Annotated in this window: 25 protein-coding genes; 12 read left to right on the top strand and 13 right to left on the bottom strand. The window is 70.3% G+C overall.

Going from position 1 to position 26,784, the window contains the following annotated elements; genetic code table 11:
- The first annotated feature begins 46 nt into the window (after positions 1 to 46).
- Positions 47 to 1,507, top strand: a complete 1,461-nt coding sequence (gene ahcY, locus J9315_RS11115) for an adenosylhomocysteinase (protein WP_198498387.1) — start codon at positions 47 to 49, stop codon at positions 1,505 to 1,507.
- Between the two features lie 80 nt (positions 1,508 to 1,587).
- Here ahcY and J9315_RS11110 read toward each other — a convergent pair whose 3' ends face one another.
- Complete coding sequence (locus J9315_RS11110; protein ID WP_198498388.1) at positions 1,588 to 2,436, bottom strand: RDD family protein; 849 nt, start codon at positions 2,434 to 2,436, stop codon at positions 1,588 to 1,590.
- A 75-nt stretch (positions 2,437 to 2,511) separates the two neighbouring features.
- Between J9315_RS11110 and J9315_RS11105 the strand changes: the two genes are divergently transcribed.
- Positions 2,512 to 3,510: a stage II sporulation protein M gene (locus tag J9315_RS11105; protein ID WP_198498389.1), complete on the top strand. Its 999-nt coding sequence runs from the start codon at positions 2,512 to 2,514 to the stop codon at positions 3,508 to 3,510.
- 108 nt (positions 3,511 to 3,618) lie between these two features.
- Here J9315_RS11105 and J9315_RS11100 read toward each other — a convergent pair whose 3' ends face one another.
- From J9315_RS11100 to J9315_RS11080, 5 genes are read right to left on the bottom strand one after another with little or no spacing between them, the layout of a single operon-like run.
- Entirely contained in the window at positions 3,619 to 4,905 is a 1,287-nt protein-coding gene (locus J9315_RS11100) for a DUF58 domain-containing protein (protein WP_198498390.1), read from the bottom strand.
- A complete protein-coding gene (locus tag J9315_RS11095; protein ID WP_198498391.1) occupies positions 4,906 to 6,018 on the bottom strand; it encodes a MoxR family ATPase in 1,113 nt (370 codons plus the stop codon).
- Positions 6,015 to 7,250, bottom strand: coding sequence for a DUF4350 domain-containing protein (locus J9315_RS11090; RefSeq protein WP_198498392.1), 1,236 nt, complete (start codon positions 7,248 to 7,250; stop codon positions 6,015 to 6,017). The genes J9315_RS11095 and J9315_RS11090 overlap by 4 nt, the downstream gene beginning before the upstream one ends.
- Positions 7,247 to 7,954, bottom strand: coding sequence for a DUF4129 domain-containing protein (locus tag J9315_RS11085; protein WP_198498393.1), 708 nt, complete (start codon positions 7,952 to 7,954; stop codon positions 7,247 to 7,249). The genes J9315_RS11090 and J9315_RS11085 overlap by 4 nt, the downstream gene beginning before the upstream one ends.
- The gene (locus J9315_RS11080) at positions 7,951 to 9,006 is read right to left on the bottom strand and encodes a hypothetical protein (RefSeq protein ID WP_198498394.1); all 1,056 of its coding nucleotides are present in this window, start codon (positions 9,004 to 9,006) and stop codon (positions 7,951 to 7,953) included. Before J9315_RS11080 ends, J9315_RS11085 begins: the two co-directional genes overlap by 4 nt.
- Positions 9,007 to 9,085: 79 nt before the next feature.
- On the opposite strand from J9315_RS11080, the gene mtrA reads away from it, so the two are divergent.
- From mtrA to raiA, 5 genes are all read left to right on the top strand, one after another.
- On the top strand, positions 9,086 to 9,766 hold the full coding sequence (mtrA, locus tag J9315_RS11075; protein ID WP_198498395.1) for an MtrAB system response regulator MtrA: 681 nt from the start codon (positions 9,086 to 9,088) through the stop codon (positions 9,764 to 9,766).
- A complete protein-coding gene (mtrB, locus tag J9315_RS11070) occupies positions 9,763 to 11,535 on the top strand; it encodes an MtrAB system histidine kinase MtrB (protein WP_249120889.1) in 1,773 nt (590 codons plus the stop codon). The genes mtrA and mtrB overlap by 4 nt, the downstream gene beginning before the upstream one ends.
- Positions 11,532 to 13,256: an LpqB family beta-propeller domain-containing protein gene (locus J9315_RS11065; protein ID WP_198498396.1), complete on the top strand. Its 1,725-nt coding sequence runs from the start codon at positions 11,532 to 11,534 to the stop codon at positions 13,254 to 13,256. The genes mtrB and J9315_RS11065 overlap by 4 nt, the downstream gene beginning before the upstream one ends.
- Before the next feature lie 9 nt (positions 13,257 to 13,265).
- Complete coding sequence (locus tag J9315_RS11060) at positions 13,266 to 13,976, top strand: ComF family protein (RefSeq protein ID WP_198498397.1); 711 nt, start codon at positions 13,266 to 13,268, stop codon at positions 13,974 to 13,976.
- Between the two features lie 67 nt (positions 13,977 to 14,043).
- Entirely contained in the window at positions 14,044 to 14,724 is a 681-nt protein-coding gene (raiA, locus tag J9315_RS11055) for a ribosome-associated translation inhibitor RaiA (RefSeq protein WP_198498398.1), read from the top strand.
- A 107-nt stretch (positions 14,725 to 14,831) separates the two neighbouring features.
- Here the strand turns inward: raiA and J9315_RS11050 are convergent, their stop codons facing one another.
- The 4 genes from J9315_RS11050 to J9315_RS11035 form a co-directional block, all read right to left on the bottom strand.
- Entirely contained in the window at positions 14,832 to 15,872 is a 1,041-nt protein-coding gene (locus J9315_RS11050) for a DUF418 domain-containing protein (protein ID WP_198498399.1), read from the bottom strand.
- 67 nt (positions 15,873 to 15,939) lie between these two features.
- Positions 15,940 to 16,593, bottom strand: a complete 654-nt coding sequence (locus tag J9315_RS11045; RefSeq protein WP_198498400.1) for a response regulator transcription factor — start codon at positions 16,591 to 16,593, stop codon at positions 15,940 to 15,942.
- Entirely contained in the window at positions 16,590 to 17,774 is a 1,185-nt protein-coding gene (locus J9315_RS11040) for a histidine kinase (RefSeq protein WP_198498401.1), read from the bottom strand. Before J9315_RS11040 ends, J9315_RS11045 begins: the two co-directional genes overlap by 4 nt.
- 36 nt (positions 17,775 to 17,810) lie before the next feature.
- On the bottom strand, positions 17,811 to 18,374 hold the full coding sequence (locus J9315_RS11035) for a hypothetical protein (protein WP_198498402.1): 564 nt from the start codon (positions 18,372 to 18,374) through the stop codon (positions 17,811 to 17,813).
- Between the two features lie 163 nt (positions 18,375 to 18,537).
- Here J9315_RS11035 and J9315_RS11030 point away from each other — a divergent pair, with 163 nt between their 5' ends.
- A complete protein-coding gene (locus J9315_RS11030) occupies positions 18,538 to 19,782 on the top strand; it encodes a crosslink repair DNA glycosylase YcaQ family protein (protein ID WP_332839522.1) in 1,245 nt (414 codons plus the stop codon).
- Positions 19,783 to 19,837: 55 nt separating this feature from the next.
- Positions 19,838 to 22,534, top strand: coding sequence for a preprotein translocase subunit SecA (secA, locus tag J9315_RS11025; protein ID WP_211977884.1), 2,697 nt, complete (start codon positions 19,838 to 19,840; stop codon positions 22,532 to 22,534).
- A 6-nt stretch (positions 22,535 to 22,540) separates the two neighbouring features.
- Here secA and J9315_RS11020 read toward each other — a convergent pair whose 3' ends face one another.
- Entirely contained in the window at positions 22,541 to 22,999 is a 459-nt protein-coding gene (locus J9315_RS11020; protein ID WP_211977883.1) for an Rv3235 family protein, read from the bottom strand.
- Positions 22,996 to 23,835 (bottom strand): LysM domain-containing protein, encoded by an 840-nt coding sequence (locus J9315_RS11015; RefSeq protein ID WP_211977882.1) that lies wholly within the window; start codon positions 23,833 to 23,835, stop codon positions 22,996 to 22,998. Before J9315_RS11015 ends, J9315_RS11020 begins: the two co-directional genes overlap by 4 nt.
- Positions 23,836 to 23,973: 138 nt before the next feature.
- On the opposite strand from J9315_RS11015, the gene J9315_RS11010 reads away from it, so the two are divergent.
- The gene (locus tag J9315_RS11010) at positions 23,974 to 24,489 is read left to right on the top strand and encodes a hypothetical protein (protein WP_211977881.1); all 516 of its coding nucleotides are present in this window, start codon (positions 23,974 to 23,976) and stop codon (positions 24,487 to 24,489) included.
- A 16-nt stretch (positions 24,490 to 24,505) separates the two neighbouring features.
- Here the strand turns inward: J9315_RS11010 and J9315_RS11005 are convergent, their stop codons facing one another.
- The gene (locus J9315_RS11005; RefSeq protein WP_137824735.1) at positions 24,506 to 24,727 is read right to left on the bottom strand and encodes a helix-turn-helix domain-containing protein; all 222 of its coding nucleotides are present in this window, start codon (positions 24,725 to 24,727) and stop codon (positions 24,506 to 24,508) included.
- 164 nt (positions 24,728 to 24,891) lie between these two features.
- Between J9315_RS11005 and J9315_RS11000 the strand changes: the two genes are divergently transcribed.
- Both J9315_RS11000 and J9315_RS10995 read left to right on the top strand, forming a co-directional pair.
- Complete coding sequence (locus J9315_RS11000; protein WP_211977880.1) at positions 24,892 to 25,521, top strand: hypothetical protein; 630 nt, start codon at positions 24,892 to 24,894, stop codon at positions 25,519 to 25,521.
- Positions 25,522 to 25,526: 5 nt separating this feature from the next.
- On the top strand, positions 25,527 to 26,777 hold the full coding sequence (locus tag J9315_RS10995) for a DNA-binding response regulator (protein WP_211977879.1): 1,251 nt from the start codon (positions 25,527 to 25,529) through the stop codon (positions 26,775 to 26,777).
- Positions 26,778 to 26,784 lie beyond the last annotated feature (7 nt).

Below are 26,784 nucleotides of genomic sequence, written 5' to 3'. Positions count from 1 at the left end.
CACCGACTCTCAGCTGCACCGACACCCCACCGCACAAGGAGGCCCCGTGCTCGAACCCACCGACTTCCAGGTCGCCGATCTCAGTCTCGCCGAGGCGGGTCGCCATCAGATCCGGCTCGCCGAACGCGAGATGCCCGGCCTCATGGCCCTGCGCGAGGAGTACGCGGAACAGGCACCGCTGGCCGGGGCCCGCATCGCCGGCAGCCTCCACATGACGGTGCAGACGGCCGTGCTCATCGAAACGCTCGTCGCCCTCGGCGCGCAGGTGCGCTGGGCGAGCTGCAACATCTTCTCGACCCAGGACGAGGCCGCTGCGGCCGTCGTCGTCGGACACGGCACCCCCGAGTCCCCCGAGGGTGTGCCCGTCTTCGCGTGGAAGGGCGAGTCCCTGCCGGAGTACTGGTGGGCCGCCGACCGGATCTTCGACTTCGCCGAGGGACCCAACCTCATCCTCGACGACGGCGGGGACGCGACGATGTACGTCCTGCAGGGCGCCGCGGCCGAAGCGGCCGGGCGCGTGCCGAGCGCGGACGAGGACGACCCCGAGGAGTACAAGGCGTTCCTCGCCCAGCTCGAATCCGCGATGACCGCGGCACCCGGGCGCTTCACCGCGCTGGCCGCCGGCATCCGCGGGGTGAGCGAGGAGACGACGACCGGAGTCAACCGGCTCTACCGCCTCGCCGAGGCCGGGGAGCTGCCGTTCCCCGCGATCAACGTCAACGACTCAGTGACGAAGTCGAAGTTCGACAACCGCTACGGCATCCGCCATTCCCTGCCCGACGGGCTCAACCGCGCCACCGACGTGCTCATCGGCGGCAAGATCGCCGTCGTCGTCGGCTACGGCGACGTCGGCAAGGGCGCCGCCGAGGCGCTGCGCGGTCAGGGTGCGCGTGTCGTCGTCACGGAGATCGACCCCATCTGCGCTCTTCAGGCGACGATGGACGGCTACCAGGTCGCCCTCCTCGACGAGGTGGCCGCCGAGGCCGACATCGTCATCACGACGACCGGCAACACCCGGGTCGTCGGCGTCGAGACGCTCCAGCGGCTCAAGCCCGGGGCGATCGTCGGCAACGTCGGGCACTTCGACGACGAGATCGACCTCGCCGGCCTGCGCCGCCTGCCCGGGGTGTCGACGATCGAGATCAAGCCGCAGGTCCACCAGTGGACGGTGCCCGTGCCCGCCGAGCTCGGACTCGACCGGGAGACGACGGAGATCCTCGTCCTCTCCGAGGGCCGCCTGCTCAACCTCGGCAATGCCACGGGCCACCCGTCGTTCGTCATGAGCGCCTCGTTCAGCAACCAGGTGCTCGCCCAGATCGAACTGTGGGCCTCGGCCTCCGACTACGACAACGCGGTCCACCGGCTGGCGAAGGAGCTCGACGAGAAGGTGGCCCGCCTCCATCTGCCCGCCCTCGGTGCGCGCCTGAGCGAACTGACGAAGGAGCAGGCCGAGTACATCGGCGTCGACGTCGCCGGACCCTTCAAACCCGACCACTACCGGTACTGAGACGCCGGGCACCGGAAGGGAGCCGGGCGGCGACGACGCGGCCTCTTCAGGGGCGGACGTCAGCCGCCTTCGGGGTGTCGTCAGCCGCGGTGATCTCCCTGCGCGGTCCCGGACCGCAGCCGCAGGCCGTGCGGCAGATGGTCGATGCCGGCGCGGAACTGCTGTGCCTGGACACCTCGGCGCTGCTGTTTCGCGGCTTCGGTCAACCGCTGCCGGTGGGCGATCGCGGAGAGGAACTGCTCGGGCAGGGTGCCCTCCGGCGGGGCGGGGGCGACATGGGGATTGAGCTCCGTGGCGAGTTCGACGGCCCGCTGCCACCGTGACTCGTGCCCGAGGTTCGGGGCGATCGCGAGGAACGCGACGATGCGCCGGTGCAGTCCCGTCGGCACCGCGGAGACATCGGTCTCGCTCAGCCAGTGGGCGAGCTGCGGGGCGACGTGGGTGGTGACCGGCGGGGGCGGGCTCGTGCGCTCGCTCACCGCGAGCGTCCCGGCCAGATAGTCGCCGAGGCGCTTGGTCTGCGGCGAGACGAGACCGGAGAGCGCGGCGAGCCCGCCGCCGGTCGCGAGCACCTCGAAGGGCCACAGGAGCGCTCGGATGACGGCGTGCCGAACCCGGATCGCCCCGCCGTCGTCGCGGACGATGCGCAGACCGAGGATGAGCTTGCCGACCGACCGGCCCTTCGTGAGCACCTCGACGAGCATCGGCAGGAGGACGAAGACGCTGATGCTCATGATCGTCATCACCGATCCGAGGATGAGGGTGTTGACCTCGAGGATCCGCAGAAGCAGCCAGAACATGCCGATGAGCAGACCGATGTTGACCAGGGTGTAGAGGAGCCAGTCGATGGCGCAGCTGAGCGCCCGGGCGGCCAGGGCCGCCGGCTGGACGCTGAGTTCGACGGCTTCGCCGGTCACGAGAGTGCTCACCCCACCATCCTGGCACACCGAGGCGGTCGCCCGCGGCACAGACTCGTGCCGGGCCCGATCGTCTAGGGTGGAGGCATGGATCCGAACCTGCTGGCCGAGATGCACGGTGAGAAGTGGCGGGAGCTCGCGGATCTCGCGAAGCGCAATCGGCTCGATCCGGCGCAGGCTCAGCGCTTCCTCGACCTCTACCGGGCGGCGTCGAAGGATCTCTCCCAGATCATGACGGTCGCCCCCGACTCGCTCGAGGCGGCCCGGCTCTCGGCGATCGTCCACCGGGCGCGGAACCACCTCTCGTCGGTGCCGGCCGGCGGTCTGTCCGGTATCGCCCGCTACTTCGCCATCGCACTTCCGCTGTCGATCTACCGGCTGCGCTGGGACTTCGTCGTCATCGCCCTCGCCTTCCTCGCCGCCTCGGTGCTCGCCGGGGTGTGGGCCGGCACCCACCCGGAGGTCCTCGACACGTTCGGCGACTACGAGTACCGCCGGCAGTTCGCCGAACAGGACTTCGTCGAGTACTACAAGGAGAACCCCAACGGCTTCTTCGCCATCGGCGTGTGGACGAACAACGCGTGGATCGCCGTGCAGTTCGTCCTCCTCGGCGTCACCGGCGTCTTCGTCCTCCAGGGACTGTTCCTCAACGCCGTCAACGTCGGCTTCTCGGGGGCGATGATGTTCGAGTTCGACCGCGGCGCCGACTTCTTCCTCTACATCCTTCCCCACGGCATCCCGGAGATCAGCTGCATCCTGCTCGCCGCGGCCGCCGGCCTGCGGCTCTTCTTCGCCTGGGTGATCCCCGGTCCGCAGCTGCGCCGCACGAAGCTCGCCCGGGAGGCCCGCTCCCTCCTCGTCGTCGCCGGGGGGCTCGTCATCATGCTCTTCCTCTCGGGACTCATCGAGGGCTTCGTCACGCCCAATCCGCTGCCGCCCGCGCTGAAGATCGCGATCGGCGTCGCCTACACGGCCGCCATCGTCGTCTATGCGGGAACGCTCGGGAGGAGGGCCGCCCGGGCGGGGCTCTCGGCGGACCTCGAGGACCATGAGGCCGGCTACGCGATCGTCGCCACCGACCGGTGACCGCGCCGCAGCGGTGGGCTGGTCCCGCGCCGAGGCAGCATGGCAGTCAGTCGCCGAGGCGATGGGGCAGCCCCGCGCCGCGGCGGTGGGCAACAGTGTATCTGCGGCTCAGAGCCTGCCGGTGGCCTTGAGTCCGATGTAGAGGTCGGCGAGGGCTCCGGGCAGGTGTTCGGGGGTCGCTGCGACCGAATCGACGCCGATCCCGCGCAGCCGGGCACGCAGGGCCTCCACCGTGAGGAGCTCGGCGGCGGCCGCGGCAGCGGTGTAGACCTCGGTGGCGTCGCCGCGGCGCGCGGCGAGGTCGTTCAGGTCGGGGTCGGCGACGGAGGCGACGACGACGCGGTGACGGCTCATCAGGGTCGGGAGGACGGGGAGGATCTCCTCGGCCACGGTCGCCTCGTCGAGGGCGGTGATGACGACGACGAGGGCGTGCTGCCGCGAGGTCGCGAGCACGCTGCCGGCGATCTGCTCCCAGTCGGCGTCGTAGAGCTCGGGGTGGACGGGAGTGAGCGCGACGGAGAGGTCGTGGACCGGGTCGGAGGAGCGGTGGCTCGAGGCGGTCGCGCGCACCCGGGCATCGGCGACGATGACGTCGACGCGGTCCCCGGCCCCGGCGGCCAGCGCCGTGAGCAGGAGCGCGGATTCGAGGGCGGCGTCGAAGACCGTGCCCGCGCCGCTGCGGCGGGCCGCGAGCCGCGAGGAGTCGACGACGATGACGACCCGGCGATCGCGCTCCGGGCGCCACGTCTTGACGATGAGGTCCTGGGCGCGGGCGCTGGCCCGCCAGTCGATCGACCGGACGTCGTCGCCGTCGACGTAGTCGCGCAGGGAGTCGAACTCGGTGCCCATGCCGCGGATCATCACCGCGGACCGCCCTTCGAGCTCCCGCAGCTTCTGCATCTTCGACGGCAGCTCCCGACGGGAGACGAACGGCGGGAGGACCCGGATCGCGGCGGGGACGTCGAAGCTTCGCTGCCGCCGGACGAGGCCGAGGGCCGTCGCCGTGCGCAGCGTCACCTGATCGGCGGCGAGGGCACCGCGCCTGCGGGGCGTGAAGACGGTCGTGATCTCCCGCGTCTCACCGGGATCGAGGGTGAGCGCGGTTCGGGTGCTGTGGGCACCGGCGCTCGGGGCCCACGCGTCGCGCACCGAGAGCCGGATCCGCCGGGGCGAATCGTTGACGAGGGTGAGCGTGGCCGTGGTGTCCTCGCCGAGGCGGACCATCGGCCCCGGCGTGCGCTGGAGGCCGATGAGGCGCGGGGCGGGAGCGAGCCGCCAGTCGACGAAGGCGACGACGGCGATGACCCCGGCGACGATGAGCGCGCTCGTCCACCCCGGGACGAGCATGACCGGCACGATCCCGAGGAGGGTGAGGAGGAGCAGACGGGAGGTCATTCAGCGGGGGACCTCAGTGGTCGCGACGATCGAGTCGAGGACCTGGCCGACGCTCAGTCCGTCCATCTGCGCCTCCGGGCGGAGGATGACCCGGTGGCCCAAGGTCATCGGCACGAGGAACTTCACATCGTCGGGGGTGACGTAGTCGCGACCGGCCAGCCAGGCCAGGGCGCGAGCGGCGGCGAGCATCCGCGTCGCCCCGCGGGGTGAGACGCCGAGGGCCAGGGACGGCGCCTGCCGGGTGGCGCGGGCGAGATCGACGATGTACGTGATGATCTCCGGTGCGATGTGGACGGTCGCCACCGCCTGCCGGGCACGGGCGATCATGTCGCGGTCGAGCACGGGGCGCAGCCCCGCGACGTCGAGGCGGCCGGCGTCGAAGCCGTGGGCGTGCCGGTCGAGGATCTCGAACTCGCGGTCGCGGTCGGGCAGGGTGAGGACGAGCTTGAAGAGGAACCGGTCGAGCTGGGCCTCCGGCAGCGGGTAGGTCCCCTCGTACTCGAGGGGGTTCTGGGTGGCGGCGACGATGAACGGCTCGGGCAGGGCCCGGGAGCGGCCGCCGACGGAGACCTGATGCTCCTCCATCGCCTCGAGAAGGGCCGACTGCGTCTTCGGCGGAGTCCGGTTGATCTCATCGGCGATGAGGACGTTCGTGAAGACGGGCCCGCTGCGGAACTCGAAGTCCGAGGTGGCCGCGTCGAAGACGAGCGACCCGGTGACGTCGGAGGGCATGAGGTCGGGGGTGAACTGGATGCGCGTGTGGTCGAGGTCGACGGCCGTCGCGAAGCTGCGCACGAGCAGGGTCTTCGCCACCCCGGGCACGCCTTCGAGGAGCACATGGCCCTGGCACAGCAGGGCGAGCAGCAGACCGGTGACCGCGTCGTCCTGTCCGACGACGGCCTTGCCGATCTCACCCCGCACCGCGGCGAAGGCCGCCGCGAGCGGGTCGGCGGGAGCCTCGGACGGTGCCCGGCCGACAGGAGCGTCCGCCGGCGCCCGGCCGGCGGTGGCCTGGCCGTTGGCGGCCAGGTGGTCGTTCGGGGTGTCCGGCCCCGGCGCGGCCGGAGGCACACCCGGGGGAGTCGAGGGGCGCGCAGGGTGGCTGCTGGTCATGGGATCTCGCTTTCGATCGTGTCGATGAGGTCGACGACCTCGGTGAGTTCGCGGTCGGTGGCGGGGGCGGCGGTGGCGAACGCCCAGGTCACCTGCGTGGGATCGCGACCTGTGGCGCCGGCGACCCGGGTGAGGAGGACGTCGCGGCCGACCTCGGGACCGAGCGCGAGTCGCGCGGCGATGCGCAGCAGCGCCGCGGTGCGCAGCGCATGGAGGGCCCCGGCGCGGTCGCGACTGCGCTCAGCCAGTGCCGCCCGGCCGAAGACGGTCTCGACAGCAGGCACGACGACGGGCAGGCGTTCGACGGCGAGCGGTCCGAAGCGGCGCCCGAGGACGAGGAGGAGAACGAGGAGGCAGGGGACGAGCCAGGCTGCGCCGGCGAGGAACCAGCTGGGCACGAAGTCGATCGTCGACGGGGGAGGAGCGACATCGGTGCCCTCCCGCGGGTAGTAGACGACGAGGTTCGGAGTCTGCGACAGCGTCGAGAGGGACAGCGCCGCATTGCCGTCCTCGTCGATCTCGCCGTTGCTCAGCCAGCTGCCGTTGCCGAGGACCGTGAGGGGGACGTCGCCGCCGTCGTCGACGACGAGCTGCCCGGCGGGGTCATCCGGGTCCGCGATGATTCCGGGTCCGGTCTGCGGGTAGCAGATGCGGATCTGAGGGTCGCCGGGCTCGACGGCCGCGTAGAGGCTCTCACCCGTGCTCACGTCGCCGGCCGCCACGGCTGCGGGAATCCGACACGCAGGCGCGGACACGGGATCGGGATCGGCCAGCGGGGAATCGGAGACGGCGGTGGTGAGCCGATCGGTGAACGCGCCGAGGCTGATGCCGGGGTCGACGAGGACGAGCCGGTTGCCCTCCTCGCGCAGGGCCGAGGTCAGCCCGTCGACGTCCCCGGGACTGAGCACGTCGGCACCGGCGGGGATGAGCAGCGTCGTGTCGGGTCGGGCACTCGCCTCCCGGGCGGCATCGAGGCTCTCGGTCGTCACCACCTCGGTGCCGTGGTCGCGCAGGGTCTCGACGAGGGCCTTCATCCCCTCCCGGCCCACCCCGTCGTAGTGGAGCGGGTCCTCCGGGGCGCGGTCACTGGTCATGAGCAGCGTGGCGATGACGGTGATGAGGACGACGACGGCGCCGACGATCCACACCCCGGCCGAGCGCAGCCGGGCGCTCAACGGCACGACCGCGGTGCTCACGGTGCCGCGGGTGGCGACATCGATCGCCGCGCTCATCGTCGTCCCGCCTCGGCGGTCAGGGTCCGGGAGGGGTCGCCGCTCCGGGCGGGTGCGCCGCGGTGGGCGGGGAGGGCGTCGAGCTCGGCGTCGAGGGCGAGGAACTCGGCGTAGACGCCGGCGAGGTCGGTCGGCCCGAGCTCGTCGTCGGGTCCGAACATGAGGTCGTCGAAGACGCGTGAGACCCGCCGCAGGGCGGTCGCGTGCGCGGGCAGGGCAGTGCCGGCGACGCGGGTGATCTCATTCGCCGTCTGGGCGGCTTCGAGGTCGATGACGTGCTTGAGGCCGAGGACGGCGAAGATCGCCCGGGCCTCGTCGATGACCGCGGTCCGATGATCGCCGCGCTCGTGGGCGGCTCGGGCGCTCTCCCGCCACGGTTCGGGGCGCGGGGAGGTCACGACGGCGTCGAAGGCCGCCAAGGGCATCCGGGCCCGCCGCAGACCGAGGCGCCGCACCCGCCAGACGATGAGTCCGATGAGCACCGCGACTGCCGCGACGACGAGGAGGAGCAGCCACGGCGATTTCCCTCCCAGCGCCGCGGAGAGGAGCGCGGCCCAGACATCGCCGAGCCAGCGCCCGAGCTGTTCGAGCGGTGTGAGGTCGTTCTCCGCATACTCGCTGCGGCTGAGTTCGCGGTTGAGCCATTCGCGACCGGTGTCACGGTCGATGACCCCGGAGGCGGCGGCGACGATGGGCGGGATCATGACGCGGCCGCCTCCTCGGTGCGGATGACGACGAGGTCGAAGCCCTCGCTGCGCATCCGGGCATCGAAGTAGCTCACGCACACGAGGCAGGAGAAGTAGCCGTAGAGGACGGCGGAGGAGACCGCGGTGAGCGCGAGGACGACGGCACCTGCGGTGATCGCGATCGCCGCCATCACCGCAAGGTCCCCGCCGGAGGTCGAGAGGACCGCGGTGAGGACGATGGTGACGACGAAGACGAAGGGCGAGATGACGAGCTGGATGAGCTGATTGGCCAGCAGGTACCCGAGTCCGAGCTGGCCGAGGGTGCGCCAGAAGCCGCTGCCGGTCAGCCGCCACGAGCGGGCGAGTGCGCCGCCGATGCCTGCGTCCTCGGCGGCGATCGCCGCACCGGTGAAGGCCAGGCGCAGGTTGAGCCAGACGACGGCGAGCACCCAGACGCCGAGGAGGAGGAGTCCGATGACACCGCCGATGATCGGGGCGCCGAGGAGGCCGGCGGCCACGGCGGGGCCGGCGAGCAGCGCCAGCAGCACGGTGTCGATGCCGGTGATGAGCAGGGCCGCCCCGACGAGCCTGAGGCGGCGTCCGGTCAGGGCGCGCCAGGCCGCCGTCAGCGTCGTCCGCCGCGCCCCGAAGGAGTTCTCGGCTCCGGGGGCGAGCAGACCGGCGAGGAAGTGGACGAACCCGAGGCTGAGGAGGCCGAGGACGAACGACCCGAGCTGCGCCAGCAGCGCGAAGCCCGACATCGCCTCGTCGTCGGCCATGACGTCGGCGAGGAACGGCAGGAAGGTCAGCGTCAGCGCCGTGCCCGCCGCGGTCAGCGCCAGCGTGCCGAGGGTGACGACGATGAGGGGGGCGCCGATGGCCAGGGACGGGATGAAGCGGAGCAGGCGGAAGCCGGTGTCGAGGACCTCGAAGAACGTCAGGGGACGCTTGGGGAGGATGCCGCGGGGAAGCGGCGGTCGCCACGGCGAATGCCCCGGAGACGGACTGCGGGGCTGCCACCGGCCGGTTTGCCAGTCGACCTGCGAAGTCCATGCGTTCGTTCGTCCCATTGCAGACAATCCTGCCACGGATGGCCGACACCGGGTGTCCCGGTCGAAACTTCACATGACTTTAAGCGACAATGGAGGTATGAACGCTCGTATCCTCGTAGTTGATGATGACACGGCTCTGGCCGAGATGATCGGAATCGTGCTCAAAAGTGAGGGCTTCGAACCCTTCTTCGCCGCGACCGGCGACCAGGCCTTCGACGAGTTCCAGAAGGTGGGACCCGACCTCGTGCTCCTCGATCTCATGCTGCCCGGCAAGGACGGGCTCGAGGTCTGCCGGGAGATCCGCGACGTCTCCTCGGTGCCGATCATCATGCTCACCGCGAAGTCGGACACCGTCGACGTCGTCCTCGGTCTCGAATCCGGCGCCGACGACTACGTGCCCAAGCCGTTCAAGCCCAAGGAGCTCATCGCCCGGGTGCGGGCGCGCCTGCGCATCTCCGAGCCGCAGGCCCCCGAACTGCTCACCGTCGGCGATGTCGTCGTCGACGTCGCCGGTCACACCGTGACGAAGGGCGGGGCGCCGATCTCGCTGACCCCGCTCGAATTCGACCTTCTCGTCGCCCTCGCCCGCAAGCCCTGGCAGGTGTTCTCGCGTGAGACCCTGCTCGAAGAGGTGTGGGGCTACCGGCATGCCGCCGACACCCGGCTCGTCAACGTCCACGTCCAGCGCCTGCGATCGAAGATCGAACGCGATCCGGAGAAGCCGGACATCATCGTCACCGTCCGCGGGGTCGGGTACAAGGCGGGCCGAGCGGCGTGAACCCCACCTCCGCCGTGCGCGGAGCCCTCCGCACCACAGCGAACGGACTCACGAGCCTCTGGGCGTTCATCCGCCGGTCGTTCAGCTACTCCCTGCAGGTGCGGATCGTCGTCCTCACCGTCATCCTCACCTCGGTGGCGATCTTCGGTGTCGGCACGTACATGTCCCAGCAGATCTCCCGCGGGCTCTTCGACAACCGGCTCGACTCCCTGTCGAAGCAGGCGGCGACGATCGTCGCCGAACTGCGCAGCGTCGCCCCCGCCGACGGGCAGGCCGTGACCCAGGAGAACCTGTCCTCCCAGCTCTCCTCGATCTTCAACCGCTCGACCGGTTCGGTCTACGCGCTCACCCTGCAGCCGCGGGACCCGAACTCGTCGTTCTCGACGATCAGCGTCGGCATGGACTCCTCAGCCGAGTCGGCGGCGGAGATGCCGGTGAGCTCGGACCTGCGGGAGGCGATCGGGCAGGCGCCGACCGATGACATGCTCTACCAGTCGGTGAGCCTGCCGGGCGGGCAGGGGCCGGGCCTGCTCATCACGCAGGAGCTCACGGTCCCCGGCGCCGGGCAGTTCCAGCTCTACTACCTCGGCGATCTGACCGAACAGCAGAACACCCTCGACTTCGTCCAGCGGTCGATGCTCGTCGCCGCCCTCGTCCTCGTCGTCCTCGTCGGTGCGGTCGCGTGGATCGTCACCCGCCTCGTCGTCACCCCGGTGCGCACCGGTGCGGAGGTGGCCCGCCTCATCGCCGACGGCGACCTCGACGAGCGCATGCCCGTCCACGGCAACGACGAGATCGCGGTGCTCGGGGAGAGCTTCAACGACATGGCCGACACCCTCCAGCACCAGATCCAGCAGATGGAGCGGCTCTCGGTGCTGCAGCGGCAGTTCGTCTCCGACGTCTCCCATGAGCTGCGGACCCCGCTCGCGACGATCCGCGCCGCCGCCGACCTCATCTACGATGCGCGCGACGACCTCGATCCGGTGACTGCCCGCAGCGCCGAGCTGCTCAACTCGCAGGCCGAGCGCTTCGACGCCCTCCTCTCCGACCTCCTCGAGATCTCCCGCTACGACGCCGGGGCCGCAGCGCTGGTCGCCAAACCCGTCGACGTCGGCGCGATCGTCACCTCCGTCGTCGAGACCGTCTCGATGATCGCCGACCAGATGTCGACGCACATCGTCGTCCATGCCCCGTCCTCACCGGTCATGGCCGAGGTCGACCGGGTGCGGATCACGCGGATCATCCGCAACCTCGTCGTCAACGCCATCGAGCACGGGGAGGGCAAGCCGATCGACGTCTACGTCGCCTCGAACGCCGAGGCGGTGGCCGTGAGCGTGCGCGACCACGGCGTGGGCATGAATGAGGAGCAGGTCGAGCACGTCTTCGACCGGTTCTGGCGCGCCGACCCCGCCCGCAAGCGCACCCTCGGCGGGTCCGGCCTCGGCCTGGCGATCTCGCTCGAGGACGCCCACCTCCACAGCGGCTGGCTCCAGGTGTGGGGCAACCCGGGGGAGGGCTCGTGCTTCCGGCTGACGCTGCCGCGCCGTCCCGACCAGGAGATCACCTCGTCGCCGCTGCCGCTGCCGCCGCGGGACGCGCAGATCCGCGGCTCCGCGCTCGTCGCCGGCCCGATGTCCTCCGACGGCTCGGTGCGGATCCAGACCGGGTCGATCCCCATCGTCGTCGAAGCCGATCTCGCCGAGGCGGTCCCCGACCGCAGCGAACCCGCCGAGGCGGAGGAGAGCGAACTGCAGAAGGGAAGCTCATGAGACCGTCGACAGCCCGGATGCGCGTGGTCACGATCGTCCTCGCCGTCTGCGCGAGCCTCGCCCTGACCGCGTGCTCCTCGATTCCCACGACCTCGCCCGTCGGACACCTCCCGGCGGCATCGAACGAGGCCGCCGCCGGCAGCGCGCGGACCCCGGACGGGCCGAAGCCCGGTGACAGCGTCGGGGAGATCGTCCGCGGGTTCCTCGCCGCCGGCGCCGGGACCGGCAACAACTTCGCCGTCGCGAAGTCGTTCCTCACCGAGGCGGAGGCCCAGGAGTGGAACCCGCTCGCCTCGGTGTCCGTGCTGCCCGGCGACACCGACCTCGACTCGCTCAACTACGAGGTCACCTCCGACCAGAAGACGCTGACGATGTCAGCTCCCGTCGTCGGCATCGTCGACTCCTCGGGGATCTTCTCCTCGGCGACCCCGGACACCCGCTCGAACCTCGAGTTCTCGCTGCGCCAGGAGAACGGGGAATGGCGGATCTCCTCGGCCCCCGACGGCCTGCTCGTCACCCCGACGACGTTCCGCACGATCTTCCTCAGCTACTCGCTCGAGTTCTTCACCTCTGACTTCTCCTACCTCGTGCCCGACTCCCGGTGGTTCCTGCGCTCGTCGTCGACCCCGACGGCGATCATCAACGAACTCCTCACCGGGCCCGCGCCCTACCTCGCCGGGGCCGTCATCACGGCGGCCCCCGACGGGGCGAAGCTCAACGACTCGAACGTCGTGACGATCGAGAACGGCGTCGCCAACGTCTCCCTCGGCAATCTCACCCCGGCGCCGACGGACCGGGAGAAGGGCCTCATCCGGCAGCAGATCGCCTCGACGCTGCGGGCCATCCCCTCGGTCTCGAGCGTCGAGCTGACGATCGGCGGTCAGGTCGTGTCCGAGAGCCTGCAGCCGAAGACGGACTCCTCCGTCCAGGTCGACGGGCCGCCGGTCGTCATCGCGAACAACCGGATCTCGCGGATCTCCGGCACCACGGTGGCCCGGGCGGAGAACAGCCCCGACCTCAGCGATGCCAAGGCCAGCGACCCGGCCGTGTCCTTCGACGACTCGATCTACGCGTACCTCGAGGACGACGGGCAGCACCTCAAGCGGCTGCGCGCGGACTCCTCGGAGTCGCGCACCGTGCTCAACGGGTCGTCGCTCGTCGGGCCGAGCATCGACCGGTTCAACTCGATCTGGACGGGCGAGCGCGACAACAAGGGCGAGATCACGGCGGTCGGCCGCGACGATCAGGTCTACACCGTCGCCGCGGACTTCCTCTCCGGTCGCACCCTGCTCGATCTCGAGGTCTCCCGGGACGGCACCAGGCTGGCGGTGCTCAGCCGGCAGGGCGATCAGCCCGAGCGCATCGACGTCGTCGGCATCCCGCGCGACCGGGCGGGCAACCCCGCCGCCTCCCTCTCCGACGCCCCGCTGCAGGTCGGCTCGTACTTCTCCGGGATCCAGGACATCTCGTGGGGCGGGTCGACCTCGCTCGCGGTGCTCGCGCAGCTGCCGGGCGAGACCGTCCAGCCCTACCGGGTCCACGTCGCGGGTCCGCCCGAGCAGCTCGGCCAGCTGCCCGGCGGCGGCGACCGGATCGCGGCCGGCGAGGACGGTCGCTCGATCCTCGTGACCGGGACCGCCGGCGAGATCTACTCGTATAACTCGAACGCGTGGCAGAAGCTCATCGACGTCACGGCGAAGGATCCCGCGTATCCGGGCTGAGTCGCTGCGATGGGGCTGCTGAGCGAGTTCTCCGATCTCTTCCTGCCGCGACGGTGCGCCGGCTGCGGGCGGGAGACCGTCTCGCTGTGCACGACGTGCCTCATGCTCCTCGGCGGCGTTCCGCGCGCGATGGAGCCGCGGTACGGGACGCTGCCCGTCGTCGGGGTCTCGGAATACAACTCGCGGGTGTCCCATATGGTGGTCAATTTCAAGGACAACGGCCGTCGGGACGTCCTCGACCCGCTCGCCCTCGCTCTCGCACGGGCGATCGTCGCCGCCCTCGACCTCGTCGGTCATCCGGGCGGACCGGTGGGCGTCGTGCCCGCACCGAGTTCGCAGGCAGCTCTCCGCCGCCGCGGAGGATCGCACACCGCCGCCCTCGCCCGGCGGGCCGGGCAGCTCGCTCCGGACCTGTCGCTCGAGGTCATCGACGTCCTCGCCGCGCGCAGGCGCCACGACCAGGTCGGACTCGGGGCACACGAGCGGGCGCACAATGCGGAGAACTCGCAATTCCTCATCCCGAATCCGCCCTCCCGGCGGGTGCGGGAAATCGCTGCGGAGACCGCCACGGTCATTCTCGTCGACGATTTCTCGACCACCGGCGCGACCTTGGCCGAAAGCGCAAGAGTATTAACATCGGTGCAGGTCAGACCCGCTGTTGCCGCAGTCATCGGACTCGGTCGCGGGGGCACTCGATTTGTCTCTCCCTTTACTGTATAACGGTGTTTACCCATCCAAGGGAATGGGATCGGATTCATCCGAAGAACGAGTCGCCAAAGGACCCATCATGGACATTGTTGTCACCGGACGCCAACTGACCATCTCCGACAGCTTCCGCGCGCACATCGAAGACAAGATCGCCAAAGTCGAGCAGCTCGCGCCTCGCGCGCAGCGTGTCGAGGTCCACGTCGCTCACGATAAGAACACGAAGCAGCCCGAGACGAGCGAGCGGGTCGAACTCACGGTGGTGGCGAAGGGTCCGGTCATCCGCGCCGAGGCGATGGCGAGCGACAAGTACGCCGCCCTCGACCTCGCGTGGGCCAAGCTCGTCGAGCGCTTGAGGCGGGCCAGGGACAGGAACAAGGTGTCCCGCGTCGGCCGTCATCGCAAGGAGTCGACCGCCGAGGCGCTCGCGAAGATGCCCGTCGCCGAGCCGCTCGGAGGGACCGAGGCCGATGCCGACGCCGAGACGACCGCATCGACCCCCGACCAGACGAACGGCCGGATCAAGGCAGAGGGCGATTCGCCCGTGGTGCTGCGGGAGAAGTCGTTCGCGGCGGCGCCGATCGGCATCGAGGAGGCGCTCAACCGGATGGAGCTCGTCGGCCACGACTTCTACCTCTTCATCGACGAGGAGTCGTCGAAGCCCTCCGTCGTCTACCGCCGCAAGGGCTGGAGCTACGGTGTCATCGCCCTCGACGAGGACCTCGTCAGCGAAGAGGCGCTGCCGGAGACGGTCGCCGACTAGGCACCGCCTGACCCGACGACGCTACCGAGGCGGCACACCCCGTGAAGGGGAGTGCCGCCTCGGCGCATGTCCGGGAGGTGGGCTGTTCAGTGTTCGGCGCGGGAGGCTCAGCGCTCGGCGCGGGAGGGGCCCCACGTGACGATGCGCCACAGACGCTCGAGCGGGCCCTGCGAGAAGAACCGCAGCCACACGGCGGAGGCGATGATCTGGACGATGAGGATCGCCGTGCACACAGCCGCAGCCGCGACGTAGCCGCCCTCGCTGTCGAAGGCCGCGAGGTCGGGGACGAGGAAGCGGACGCCGACGAGGAGGAGCGTGGCGCCGATGTAGTTCGTCAGCGCCATCCGCCCCAGCGGCGCGAACACGGCCCGGAGGACCGACTCGGCGGGGGTGCGCATGAGGAGCAGGACGACGATGACATAGCACAGAGCCATCGTGATCCCCAGGCCCGCGGTGATCCACTGATCGAGCTGGCGGGTGAGGTAGTCCGTGGTGAGGAACCCGGTGACGGTGACGGCGGCGGCGAGCCCGCCGACGAGGGCGAGGCGGCCCGGGTGAGCCAGCGCCGTGCGGACGAAGTCGGTGTAGCCGATCGCGAAGCCGAGGAGGAAGAGGCCGGGAATGATCGCCATCCCGCCGCCGGTGGCCATTCCGGCGATGAGGAGGAGCGCGCCGAGACCCGAGGTGATCGCCGGGAGGACGCGGGCGGGCAGCCACGTCGAGGGCAGGAGGACGACGAGCGCGGCGAGAGCGTACGGCAGGAGCGCCTCACCGGGCTGGAGGAGCATGTGGAGGGCGCCGAGGGCGCCGAGGAAGAGGAATCGGCGCAGCAGGGCGAGACGGGGCCGGGGGCTGCGTCGGCGGGCGGAGTGCCACATGATGCCGAAGCCGATGCCGAAGAGGATCGAGAAGATCGGGAAGAACCGGCCCTGGACGAAGTCCTGGCTCGCGGCGTAGAACGGGAGCGTGTCGCCGCTGCCGTCGACCGAGCTGAGTCCGAACATCGGCGGCAGGTTGACGAAGATGATGCCGCACAGGGCGACGCCGCGCAGCACGTCGAGGGCGGCGATCCGGCGGGGACGGGTGAGCTGGTCGCCGGTCGGCTGCGCGGAAGCGGGTACCGGCGGGGTGAGTGCGTGTGAGTTCATGGCCTCCATCCTCGTCGGGGAAGCGGCCTGAGACATCGGCCGGGCGACCGGTTCGCCGGCTCCGCCCTCAGCCGTTCGGCTGATCCATCGCCCCCGACTCCCACATGCGGGCCGCGATCTCGACGCGATTGCGGGCGCCGAGGCGGGTCTGGATGTTCCCGAGATGCGTCTTGACGGTGCCGAGGGAGATGTAGAGCTCGGCACAGATCTCCTGGTTCGTCAGTCCCGTGGCGACAAGGGCGGCGACGTCGCGTTCGCGCTCGCTCAGGCTCTCCACCCGGTCGCGGCCGGGCCCGGCGTGCGGCTGCGCGGCCGGTGAGCGGCGGCGCAGGAGAGCGAGGGTGAGGGCGGGAGAGATGAGGGCCTCCCCGTCGACGGCGGCCTTGACCCCGGCGATGAGGAGGTCGGGTCCGGCGTCCTTGAGGAGGAACCCGCTCGCGCCCTGGTCGAGGGCGGCATCGACGTACTCCTCGTCGTCGAACGTCGTCACCATGATGACCTTCGTCAGGGGGGTCAGCCGCGGCAGCGCGGAGAGTCCGTCGAGGCGGGGCATGCGGATGTCGAGGAGGACGACGTCGGGGTGCTCCCGCTTGGTCAGCTCGATCGCATCGACCCCGTCAGCACCCTGCCCGACGACGGTGATGTCGGGGTCGGCATCGAGGATGAGCGCGAAGCCCATCCGGACCATCTCCTGGTCATCGACGAGGGCGACTCTGATCATCGGCGGGGCTCCTTCGGGTGGGTCGGCGGGGTCGGTTGAATCGGTGCAGTGAGCGGGATGCGGGCGCGGACCTCCCAGCCGCCGGCGACGGGACCGGCGGTCAGGGTGCCGCCGGTGCCCTCGACCCGGTGGCGGAGTCCGATGAGACCGGAGCCGCTGCCGCGTCCGATCCCCTCGGCCCCCGGTGCGTTGGCGATCGTGAGGATCACGGCGCCGAGGCGGTCGGCGGTGATGTCGTCGGCGGTGAGTCCGATCGTCACCGGCACGGCGGTGCCCGCGTGCCGGCGGATGTTCGTCAGGGATTCGACGAGGACGCGGTCGAGGACGGCCCAGACGGGGCCGGGGACCGCCTCGGCGAGGGAGGCATCGAGGTCGACGGTCACCGCAGTGCCCCCGGCCGCGCGGAAGGCCTCGACCCGATCGAGGAGTCCCTGGCGGCCGGTCGTCACCGGGGTCCGGGCGGCAGCGGCATCGTCGTGGGTGGCCGAGACGAGGGCGCGGATCTCCTCGAGCGCGCGGGTGCCCGACTCCTCGATCTTGCCCAGCGCCGTGTGGAGGATGCCGACGTCGTCGCTGCGGGCGGCCGCCTGGGAGAGGACGACGATGCCGGTGACCTCGTGGGCGACCATGTCGTGGAGTTCGGTGGCGATGCGGCGGCGCTCGTCGGCGACGGCGGTGGCGTGACGTTCGATGAGCGAGCGGTCGACCATCCGCAGGAGCAGGCCGAGGGCGAGGGCGGCGATGACCCCGGTCGAGGCGCCGAAGGCGAACGTGAAGCCGTCCCCGGCGGAGAAGCCGGCGGCGAGCCCCGGTGCGAGGACGGCGGCGACGGCGAGGACGACGAGCCCGGTGATCTGGAGCGGGGAGACGGCGACCCGACCGAGGACGGCGAGGACGACGAGGCTGAGCCACAGCACAGTGATGCTGATGCCGGAGCCCACGACGAGGACGAGCTGGGCGGCGACGAGGACGGCGACGACGATGAGCAGCAGGCGCGCCGTGCCCGGGCTGACCGCGGCTGCCGTGCGGGTCGTCAGCCGGGTGCGGATGAGGACGACGGCGCTGACCACGGTGGCGGCCACCGTGGTCAGCGCGGTGAGCAGTCCGAACGCGGCGAGGATGTCGAGTCCCAGGCAGAGCGGTACCGGCACGAGCCACAGCCAGGTCAGGACGGTCTTCATGTCTCGGAGTCTAGTCATCGCCGAGCGGTCGGGTCCTCAGGCGCGAGCGCACGTCGGGTCCGCGTACTCGATCTCCGCGGCGACGCCGTCGTTGTTGGCGAACACCGAGGTCAGCGTCGCACCGTTCGGCAGGTCGAGGCTGCCGATGCTGCGGTCGTCGGCGAAGACCTCGAGCTTGCCGTCACCGGCGGTGCCGGAGAACGTCACGGTCTTCCCGCCCATCGTCGCCTGGTCGGTGAACGCCCCGGCTTCGTCCTCGACGGGGCGCGCATCCGCCTGCGGGTAGTCGAAGGTGACGAAGCGGGAGACGCGGGCCGCCCGGCCGTCGCTGAGCTCGTGGACGATGAGCTGGTCCTTCTTCGTCCCGGCCTGCGGGGCGAGATCGACGTAGGTGAGCTCGGCCCGCTCGGCCATCGCCGAGAGGATGTAGGGGCGCCCGTGGACCTCGATGCCCGAGGCGGTGACGTCGCAGCCGCCGAGGTAGTCCTCGACCTGGGCTTCGAGCTGGGCCTTCGACCGGTACTCCCAGAAGAAGAGCGCGCCGATGCCGACTGCCAGCGCGGTGAGAACGGAGGTGAGGGCGATGATGACCTTCTTCATGAGAGGTCCTTCCTGTGTTCGAGGGACGGACCGGAGGGTGGTCCGCTGTGGGATCTCCATCCTGTCGCGCGGCAGGGGGCGGCGACCTCAGCCGTTCGGCCGATCCGACTCGGCCGAACGGGCAGAGCTGGGTCGCGTCAGTGGGGTGGCCTATCGTGGGGCCATGCAGACGATGTCACTGGCGGCGGCGCGGCGGACGGCGATCGCGGCGACCGGTCTCGACCGTCCCCGCCCGCCGCAGGTCACCGCGCGCCATCTCAAGGCGACGTTCGAGCGGATGGGATTGGCGCAGATCGACTCGGTCGCCCGAGTCGTGCGCTCCCACTACCTGCCCTTCTACTCGCGGTTGGGACCCTATGACCGCAGTCGGCTCGACCGGCTCCTCTACTCCGACCCGCGGATGGGCGCCGAGTACTGGGCGCACGCGGCGGCCTTCGTGCCCCCGGAGACGTGGCGCCACTTCGCCCGCAGCCGAGCGGAGTGGTGGCGCATCGACCACGGACAGCGCCACCCGGAGACCGGGGCGGCCTTTCGGGCCCTGCAGCGGTCCCTCCTCGAGGCGCTCGAGGACGGACCGCAGACCGCCAGGTCGGTCTCCGAGCTCGTCGACCATGACCTACCCGAACGCCACCGCGGGCACTGGGGGTGGAACCCGAGCCAGGTGAAGTCGGCGCTCGAAGCGCTCTTCGTCTCCGGGGCGGTGAGCTCCGCGGGACGCAATGACCATTTCGAGCGCATCTATGCGCTGCCGCGCGATGTCAGCCCCCTCCTCGGCGAACCGGTCCTCGCCTACGGCACCCCGGAGGCCCCGGACCTCGGGCTGCAGAGCGGCGCGGGCAAGCCCCCGCGGGGCGTGTCCGGGACGGCCAACGACGTGCTGGCCCTCACGCGCATCGCCGCCCGGGCTCTCGGGGTCGCGCGCCCGGACTGCCTCGCCGACTACTTCCGACAGCTGCGCGCCCCGACCGACGTCGCGATCGAGACGCTGCTCACCTCTGGCGAACTCGTCGAGGTCGAGGTCGCGGGCTCGCCCGCCCTGCGCTGGCATGCGGCGAGGACCCCGCGGGCGACGGCGGCCAGAGCCCTGCTCGCCCCCTTCGACCCGCTCGTCTTCCACCGCCCGCGCATCGAATGGCTTTTCGACTTCCACTTCCGCATCGAGATCTACACCCCCGCGTCCCGGCGGAAGCACGGGTACTACGTCATGCCGTTCCTCCTCGGCGACCGCCTCGTCGCCCGCGTCGACGTCCACCGCGACGGACCGGCGGGAGTGCTCCGCGCGCTCAAGGTGACCTGGGAGCCGGGGGAGGAGCACTGGGACGAGCTCACCGCCGAACTCACCGCGCTGGGACGGTGGCTGGGGGCGGGGTCGGTGGATGTGTGCGGGACTCACCTGCCATTAAGCTAGGGCCTATACAGTCATTCGAGTTGTCGTCAGGCGCCCCGCGCCGAATAGGAGAGAAGTGGCTAACATCCTCGAGAAGCTTCTGCGCACCGGTGAGGGCCGGACGCTGAAGAAGCTCCGCCGGTACACCGACGCCATCAATCAGCTGTCCGATGAGTTCAGCGAGATGTCCGACGCCGAGCTGCGCGAGGAGACCGACCGGTTCAAGAAGCGCGTCGCCGACGGCGAGTCGCTCGATTCGCTGCTGCCCGAAGCCTTCGCCGCGGTGCGCGAGGCCTCCGGACGGACGCTGGGCATGCGCCACTTCGACGTCCAGCTCATGGGCGGGGCCGCCCTGCACCTCGGCAACATCGCGGAGATGAAGACCGGTGAGGGCAAGACGCTCGTGGCCACCGCGCCGGCGTACCTCAACGCGCTGACCGGCAACGGCGTCCACGTCATCACCGTCAACGACTACCTCGCGACCTACCAGTCCGAGCTCATGGGCCGCGTCTTCCGGTTCCTCGGCATGGAGACGGGCTGCATCCAGGCGAACATGCCCTCGGACGAGCGCCGCAAGCAGTACGCCGCCGACATCACCTATGGGACGAACAACGAGTTCGGCTTCGACTACCTCCGCGACAACATGGCGTGGACGGCCGAGGAGCTCGTCCAGCGCGGGCACTCGTTCGCGATCGTCGACGAGGTCGACTCGATCCTCATCGACGAGGCCCGCACCCCGCTCATCATCTCCGGTCCCGCCGAAGGCGACGCGAACCGCTGGTACGAGGAGTTCGCGAAGGTCGTCAAACGGCTCAAGGTCGACCGCGACTACGAGGTCGACGAGAAGAAGCGCACCGTCGGCGTGCTCGAACCCGGCATCGAACGCGTCGAGGACTACCTCGGCATCGGCAACCTCTACGATGCGGAGAACACGCCGCTCATCAGCTTCCTCAACAACGCGATCCGCGCGAAGGAGCTGTTCAAGAAGGACAAGGACTACGTCCTCCTCGACGGCGAGGTGCTCATCGTCGACGAGCACACCGGTCGCGTCCTCAAGGGCCGTCGCTACAACGAGGGCCTCCACCAGGCCATCGAGGCGAAGGAGAACGTCAAGGTCCAGGCGGAGAACCAGACGCTCGCGACGATCACCCTGCAGAACTACTTCCGCCTCTACGACAAGCTCTCGGGCATGACCGGCACGGCCGAGACCGAGGCCGCCGAGTTCATGTCGACGTACAAGCTGGGCGTCGTGCCGATCCCGACGAACAAGCCGATGCAGCGCGTCGACCAGTCCGACTTCGTCTACAAGAACGAGATCGCGAAGTTCGACGCCGTCGTCGACGACATCGTCGAGCGCCACGAGACCGGTCAGCCGGTCCTCGTCGGCACGACGAGCGTCGAGAAGAGCGAATACCTCTCGAAGCACCTCGCCAAGCGCGGTGTCCGCCACGAGGTGCTCAACGCGAAGAACCACGCCCGTGAGGCGGCGATCGTCGCTCTCGCCGGGCGGAAGGGCGCGGTCACCGTGGCGACGAACATGGCCGGCCGCGGCACCGACATCATGCTCGGCGGCAACGCCGAGTTCATCGCCGTCGCCGAGATGGAGAAGCGCGGACTCGACCCCGTCGAGGACGCCGAGGAGTACGAGAAGCAGTGGCAGGACGTCCTCGCCGAGGCGGAGGCGAAGGTCGAGTCGGAGGCCGAGGAGGTCATCGAACTCGGCGGTCTCTACGTCCTCGGCACCGAACGCCACGAGTCCCGACGCATCGACAACCAGCTGCGCGGACGCTCGGGGCGTCAGGGCGACCCGGGGGAGAGCCGCTTCTACCTTTCGCTCACCGACGACCTCATGCGCCTCTTCGGCTCCGGTGCCGCCGAGCGGATCATGGCCACGGCCAATGTGCCCGACGACGTTCCGCTCGAGTCGAAGATGGTCACCCGGGCGATCCTCTCGGCGCAGACGCAGATCGAGCAGCGCAACGCCGAGCAGCGCAAGAACGTGCTCAAGTACGACGACGTCCTCAACCGCCAGCGCACCGTCATCTACGACGAGCGCCGCAAGGTCCTCGACGGCGAGGACCTCGCCGATCAGGTCGCGAGCTTCCGCGAACAGGTCATCGACGCGTACGTCCAGGCCGCGACGACCGGCCCGGTCGAGGAGTGGAAGGTCGACGAGCTCTTCGAGGCGCTCGGCAAGATCTACACCCCCTCGATCACGGAGGAGGACCTCGCCGAGGAGGTCGGCGGGCTGAGCAACCTCACGAAGAACCGCCTCAATGCGGAGATCCAGTCCGACATCGACGTCTTCTACGCCCAGCGCGAGGAGGATCTCGGTGAGGAGGCGACCCGTGAGCTCGAGCGCCGTGTCGTCCTCTCCGTCATCGACAAGCGCTGGCGTGAGCACCTCTACGAGATGGACTACCTCAAGAACGGCATCGGCCTGCGCGCGATGGCCCAGCGCGACCCCCTCGTGGAGTACCAGCGCGAGGGCTTCGAGATGTTCACGACGATGCAGGACGGGATCAAGGAGGACGTCGTGCGCCTCACCGACACCCTCGAGGTCACCGTCAACCGGCCGCAGGGCGAATCCGGTGAGGACTCGGAGGTCGAGGTCGACGCGGCAGAGCTGCGCCACACCACCCCGAAGATGCAGCTCTCGGCGCCGTCGGAGGACGGCGGCACCTCGGTGACCGAAGACGACGCCGACAGCGCGGACGACCCGGCACCGGCCAACCGCGCCCAGCGCCGGGCGAAGAAGAAGGCGAAGCGCTGACGGGTCTCACATAGTCTGCAGCGCCGTCATCGTCCAGCGGTTCGTCAGCAGTTCGAGGCGGATCGCCACCGCCCGGTAGCGCGCGGGCGTGCGGACCATGACCGTGACCTCGGCGACGGTCTCGGCGACGCGGCACACGCGGGAGCGCCCGGCAGTGAGGGTGCGTTCGGCGGCATGGTCGCGGACCGGTCTCGTCGGGGCGATCTCCGCTCGCAGCTGAGCACGCCGATCGATCTTCTCGAGCAGCTCCTTGTCGACCCAGCGGGCGATCGTGTCGCTGCGACGCACCCCGGAGAAGATCTCGAGGCACGCGATCGCCAGAGACGTCGCCGTCGCGGCGATCCGTTCGCCGTCATCGTCCGGCGGCATCGGCCGCGGGGGAGTCGCACCAGGAGTGCTGCGGGTCAGCCGCGTGGCCGGGGCAGCCGTGCGAGCCGGGCGCGTGAGGACGAGGGGTGCGCTCATGAGGGGATCTCCAATCGCTGTCCGGGCATGATGAGATCGGGGTCGGCGCCGATGACGTCCCGGTTGGCCGAGTGGATGGCGGCCACGAGCGTCCCGCGCGCGTCATCGGAATCGGTGAGACCGGAGGCGATCGACCACAGGCTCTCCCCACGGCTGACGATGTGCACCGTCGGCGTGGAGGCGTCCGGGCCGGGCGCGGCAGGGGCGTCGGGGTCGCGGGTGCCGGTGTCGGGCGTCTCGCCGTCCGTGTCATCGGCAGTGTCGGACGCACCGTCGGGCGGGTCCGTGCTCGTCGGCGGATCGGTGCTGTTCGGCGGATCGGCAGGGTCGGTCGTCGGCCATCCCGGGTCGAGCGGCGCACCGGGAGTCGTCGGCCATCCCGGGTCGGGGAGGTCCGAGGAGCTCACGGGTCCGCCGTCGACACCCGAACGATCGGTGACGCTCGCTGTCCTCGGAACGGCGGCGATGCTCGAGCCTCCGGCGACCCTCGCATCGTCACCGATGCTCGGACCGTCATTGCTGCCGAGGGCGGCGGCGCTCTGGGCCGCGCAGCCGATGGCGACGGCGGTGAGCACGCTCGACGCGAGCATCCGGGGCGCCAGCCGCACCGCTGCCGCACTGAGCCGAGTCCGCAGACGACCGGTCGGCAGCACGGCGATGACGAGCGCGAGGAGGGCGGTGATGCCGAGGCGGGCGAACGCGAGGACGGCCGCCCCGGCGAGCGTGAGGACGACGAGGTCACTGACCGTCCACGGCTGGGTGAGGGCCACCCACAGAGAGGCGAAGCCGCCGAGCAGAGACAGCCAGGAGATGGCACAGAGGCCGATGAGATACATTGTGAACATCCTTAAGCTTGAATGTTCAGCAATCATGCAGTTTGACTGTATTTGATGTCAATAGTATTCGTCGAACTACGACACTGTAGTTAGCTCAGTCTCTTGCGGACATCGCGGGACTCGGGCAAGCTTCACGATATGGACGAGCGGATCGACGCCTTCCTCGATGACCTCGAAGCCATGCACACATGGCGCGAGCGCCATGCCCGACGCGGCGAGTTCTCCGATGAGCTCGCGATGCAGGCCGCCGAGCGGACGCTCCTCGAGCGCCTGCGCGGCAGCCTCGGGGAGGAGGTCAGGGTGACGACCGAGAGTCGGGAGATCACGGGGACGGCGGTCTTCCTCGGTGCCGGGATCTGCGTCATCGCCGGGACGGAGGTGACGATCGTGTCACTGGCCTGTCTCTACGAGCTGCGGACCGGATCCCGTCGGCACGACCACGGGGCGGGGCCGCTGGAGAGGCTCGGCATGGGGTCGGCGCTGCGGCGTCTGGCCGCCTGGCATGAGGAGATCGTCGTCGAGCTGCGGGCGACGGGCAGGACGATCCGCGGGCGCACCGACATGGTCGCCGCCGACTACGTCGAGATCGCGGGTCGGATCATCCCGCTCTCGCGGATCGCCGCAGTGCAGGCGCGGGTGAATCCCTTTGCGTGAGGGGCGGCGCGGGAGATCAGTCGTCGAGGAGGCCGGCCTTGATCTCGTGCTCGGTGCGCTCGTACATCCGCTGGATGTACGCCTCGATCTCGGCCTTCTCGACGCGCCACTGCCCGCGGCCGCCGACCTTGATGGCGCGCAGGTCGCCGGTGCGCACGAGGGCGCGCGCCTGAGCGATCGAGACATTGAGCAGTTCGGCCACGTCGGTGAGTGGCAGGAAGCGGTTTTCGACGACCATGACGGTTCTCCCCAATTCCAAGCGACGGCATTGTTCCCAGCGATGACAGGGTCTCAAGCGACAACAGTTTTGCCTGAAATCATTGCTTTGACCCCATTTGATACTCGATACTATCACTCACCGGCAATTCCTGTTATGGGAAAATCCCCCGAATCGGAGATGCAATGGAGCTCTCGAGACGTTTCCGCCCGCCCCGCTGGACCGACGCCAGGCTGCTCGTCGGCGCCGTCCTCGTCATCGCGGCCATCATCGCCACCTATCTCCTCGTCAGCGCCGCCACGGCGACGACCCGGGTCTGGGCCAGCGCGGCATCCCTCGTCCCCGGTCAGGCGCTCGGCCCCGACGACCTCATCGTCGCCGAAGTCAACCTCGCCGACGTCGGGGACAAATACCTCTCCGCCGACACGCCCCTGCCGCAGGACTCGAGCGTGCGCTCCGTCATCGCCGAAGGGGAACTCGTGCCCGCCTCGGCGGTGACCCCGATGGCCGAACTCGAGGGCCGGATCGTCGCGATCGACGTTCCCGGATCGGTGCCCTCGGTCGTCGACCGGGGCAGCCTCGTCGACGTGTGGGCCCAACCGGAGTCGACGGGACTCGACGACGAGGCCGGCGCCCCCGAGCAGATCGTCAGCGGCGCCCCGGTCGCCCACATCACCCGTGACGTCGGCAGCTTCGGGGTCGGCGACGGGGCCCGGATCGAAGTCTTCGTCCCGGCCGCCGCGCTGTCCGGGGTGCTGTCCGCCCTCGACGGCCGCAGCGTCCTCTCCGTCGTCGGCGCCCCCGGCGGGAGCTGATCGCGATGCCCCAGGTGCTCCTCGCCGTCGACTTCGAGTACGACCTCATCCTCTTCGAACTGCTCAGCGACCTCGACGACGTCGACGTCGTCGCCCGTCCCGCCGACGACGTCGAACTCCTCGCCCTGTGCCGGACCGGCAGCGCCGACATCGCGATCGTCGGCGAGTACTTCCCCGGTCTCGACGCCGATGTCATCGCGGCCGTGCTCGCCACCGGGACGAAGGTGCTCGGCGTCGGGGCCGATGAGACCGCCCTGGCCCGCCTCGGCATCACGACGGCGGTGCCCGCCACCGCCGATGCCGTCCGGGTTGCCCGCGCCCTCGACGACGTCACCCGCAGCGCCGTCGTGCCGCCCCGCCCGGCGTCCCCGCCGGGACGCACCGCACCGGCCGGGCGGATCATCACGGTGTGGGGGACCGGGTCGTCTCCGGGGCGCACGCTCACCGCCGTCAACCTCGGCGATCAGTCCTCCCGTCTCGGACACCGCACCGTCGTCGTCGATGCCGACACGGTGGGGGCGATGGTCGCCACGACGCTCGGGCTGACGGAGGAGTCCTCGCACCTGGCGAGCCTGTGCCGGCTCGAGGCGGAGAAGTCCCCGCCCACCGACATCAGCGGGGTGCCGCACGCGGCGATCCGCGACGACTTCCACGTCATCACCGGACTGACCCGGCCCGAACGGTGGCCGGAGGTGCGGGGGGCCGTGCTCCGCTCGGCGCTGCGCGACCTCGCGGGACTCTACGATCTCGTCGTCGTCGACGTCTCCGACCGCCTCGACCCCGACGACGACTTCGCCGATCCGTTCTACGACCGACACTGTGCGACCCGGGCGGCCCTCGACGCGGCCGACGATGTCCTCGTGCTCGCGACCGGCGATCCCATCGGTCTGCAGAAGCTCGTGCGGCTCCTCGGTACCGAACGCTGCGAGCAGATGCGCGAGACCCTGCGGATCGGGATCACGAAGGTGAGGGCCTCGGCGGTCGGGCACCCGGCGGAAACGCGGATCAGGGAGGCGCTCGGCCGCTTCGCCGGACGCGAACCCGACTTCGTCTTCAGCGACGACCGCACGACCGTCGACGCGGCACTGCTGTCGGGGCGCACCGTGGCAGAGGTCAGCCCGAAGTCGGCGCTGAGCCGGCAGTTCGCCGAGGTCGCCGCCGGGCTCCTGCCCACGCGCCGGCGGATCCGGCACCGGTCCGGCAGTGCCCGGGGCGGGAGCGGTCGCGGCATCGCGGCCCGGCTCCGGTCGCTCTGAGCCCCGT

Source organism: Brevibacterium sp. W7.2 (genome assembly GCF_018137945.1).
Taxonomy (GTDB): domain Bacteria; phylum Actinomycetota; class Actinomycetes; order Actinomycetales; family Brevibacteriaceae; genus Brevibacterium; species Brevibacterium sanguinis.
This window is presented reverse-complemented; position numbering and strand designations above follow the sequence as displayed.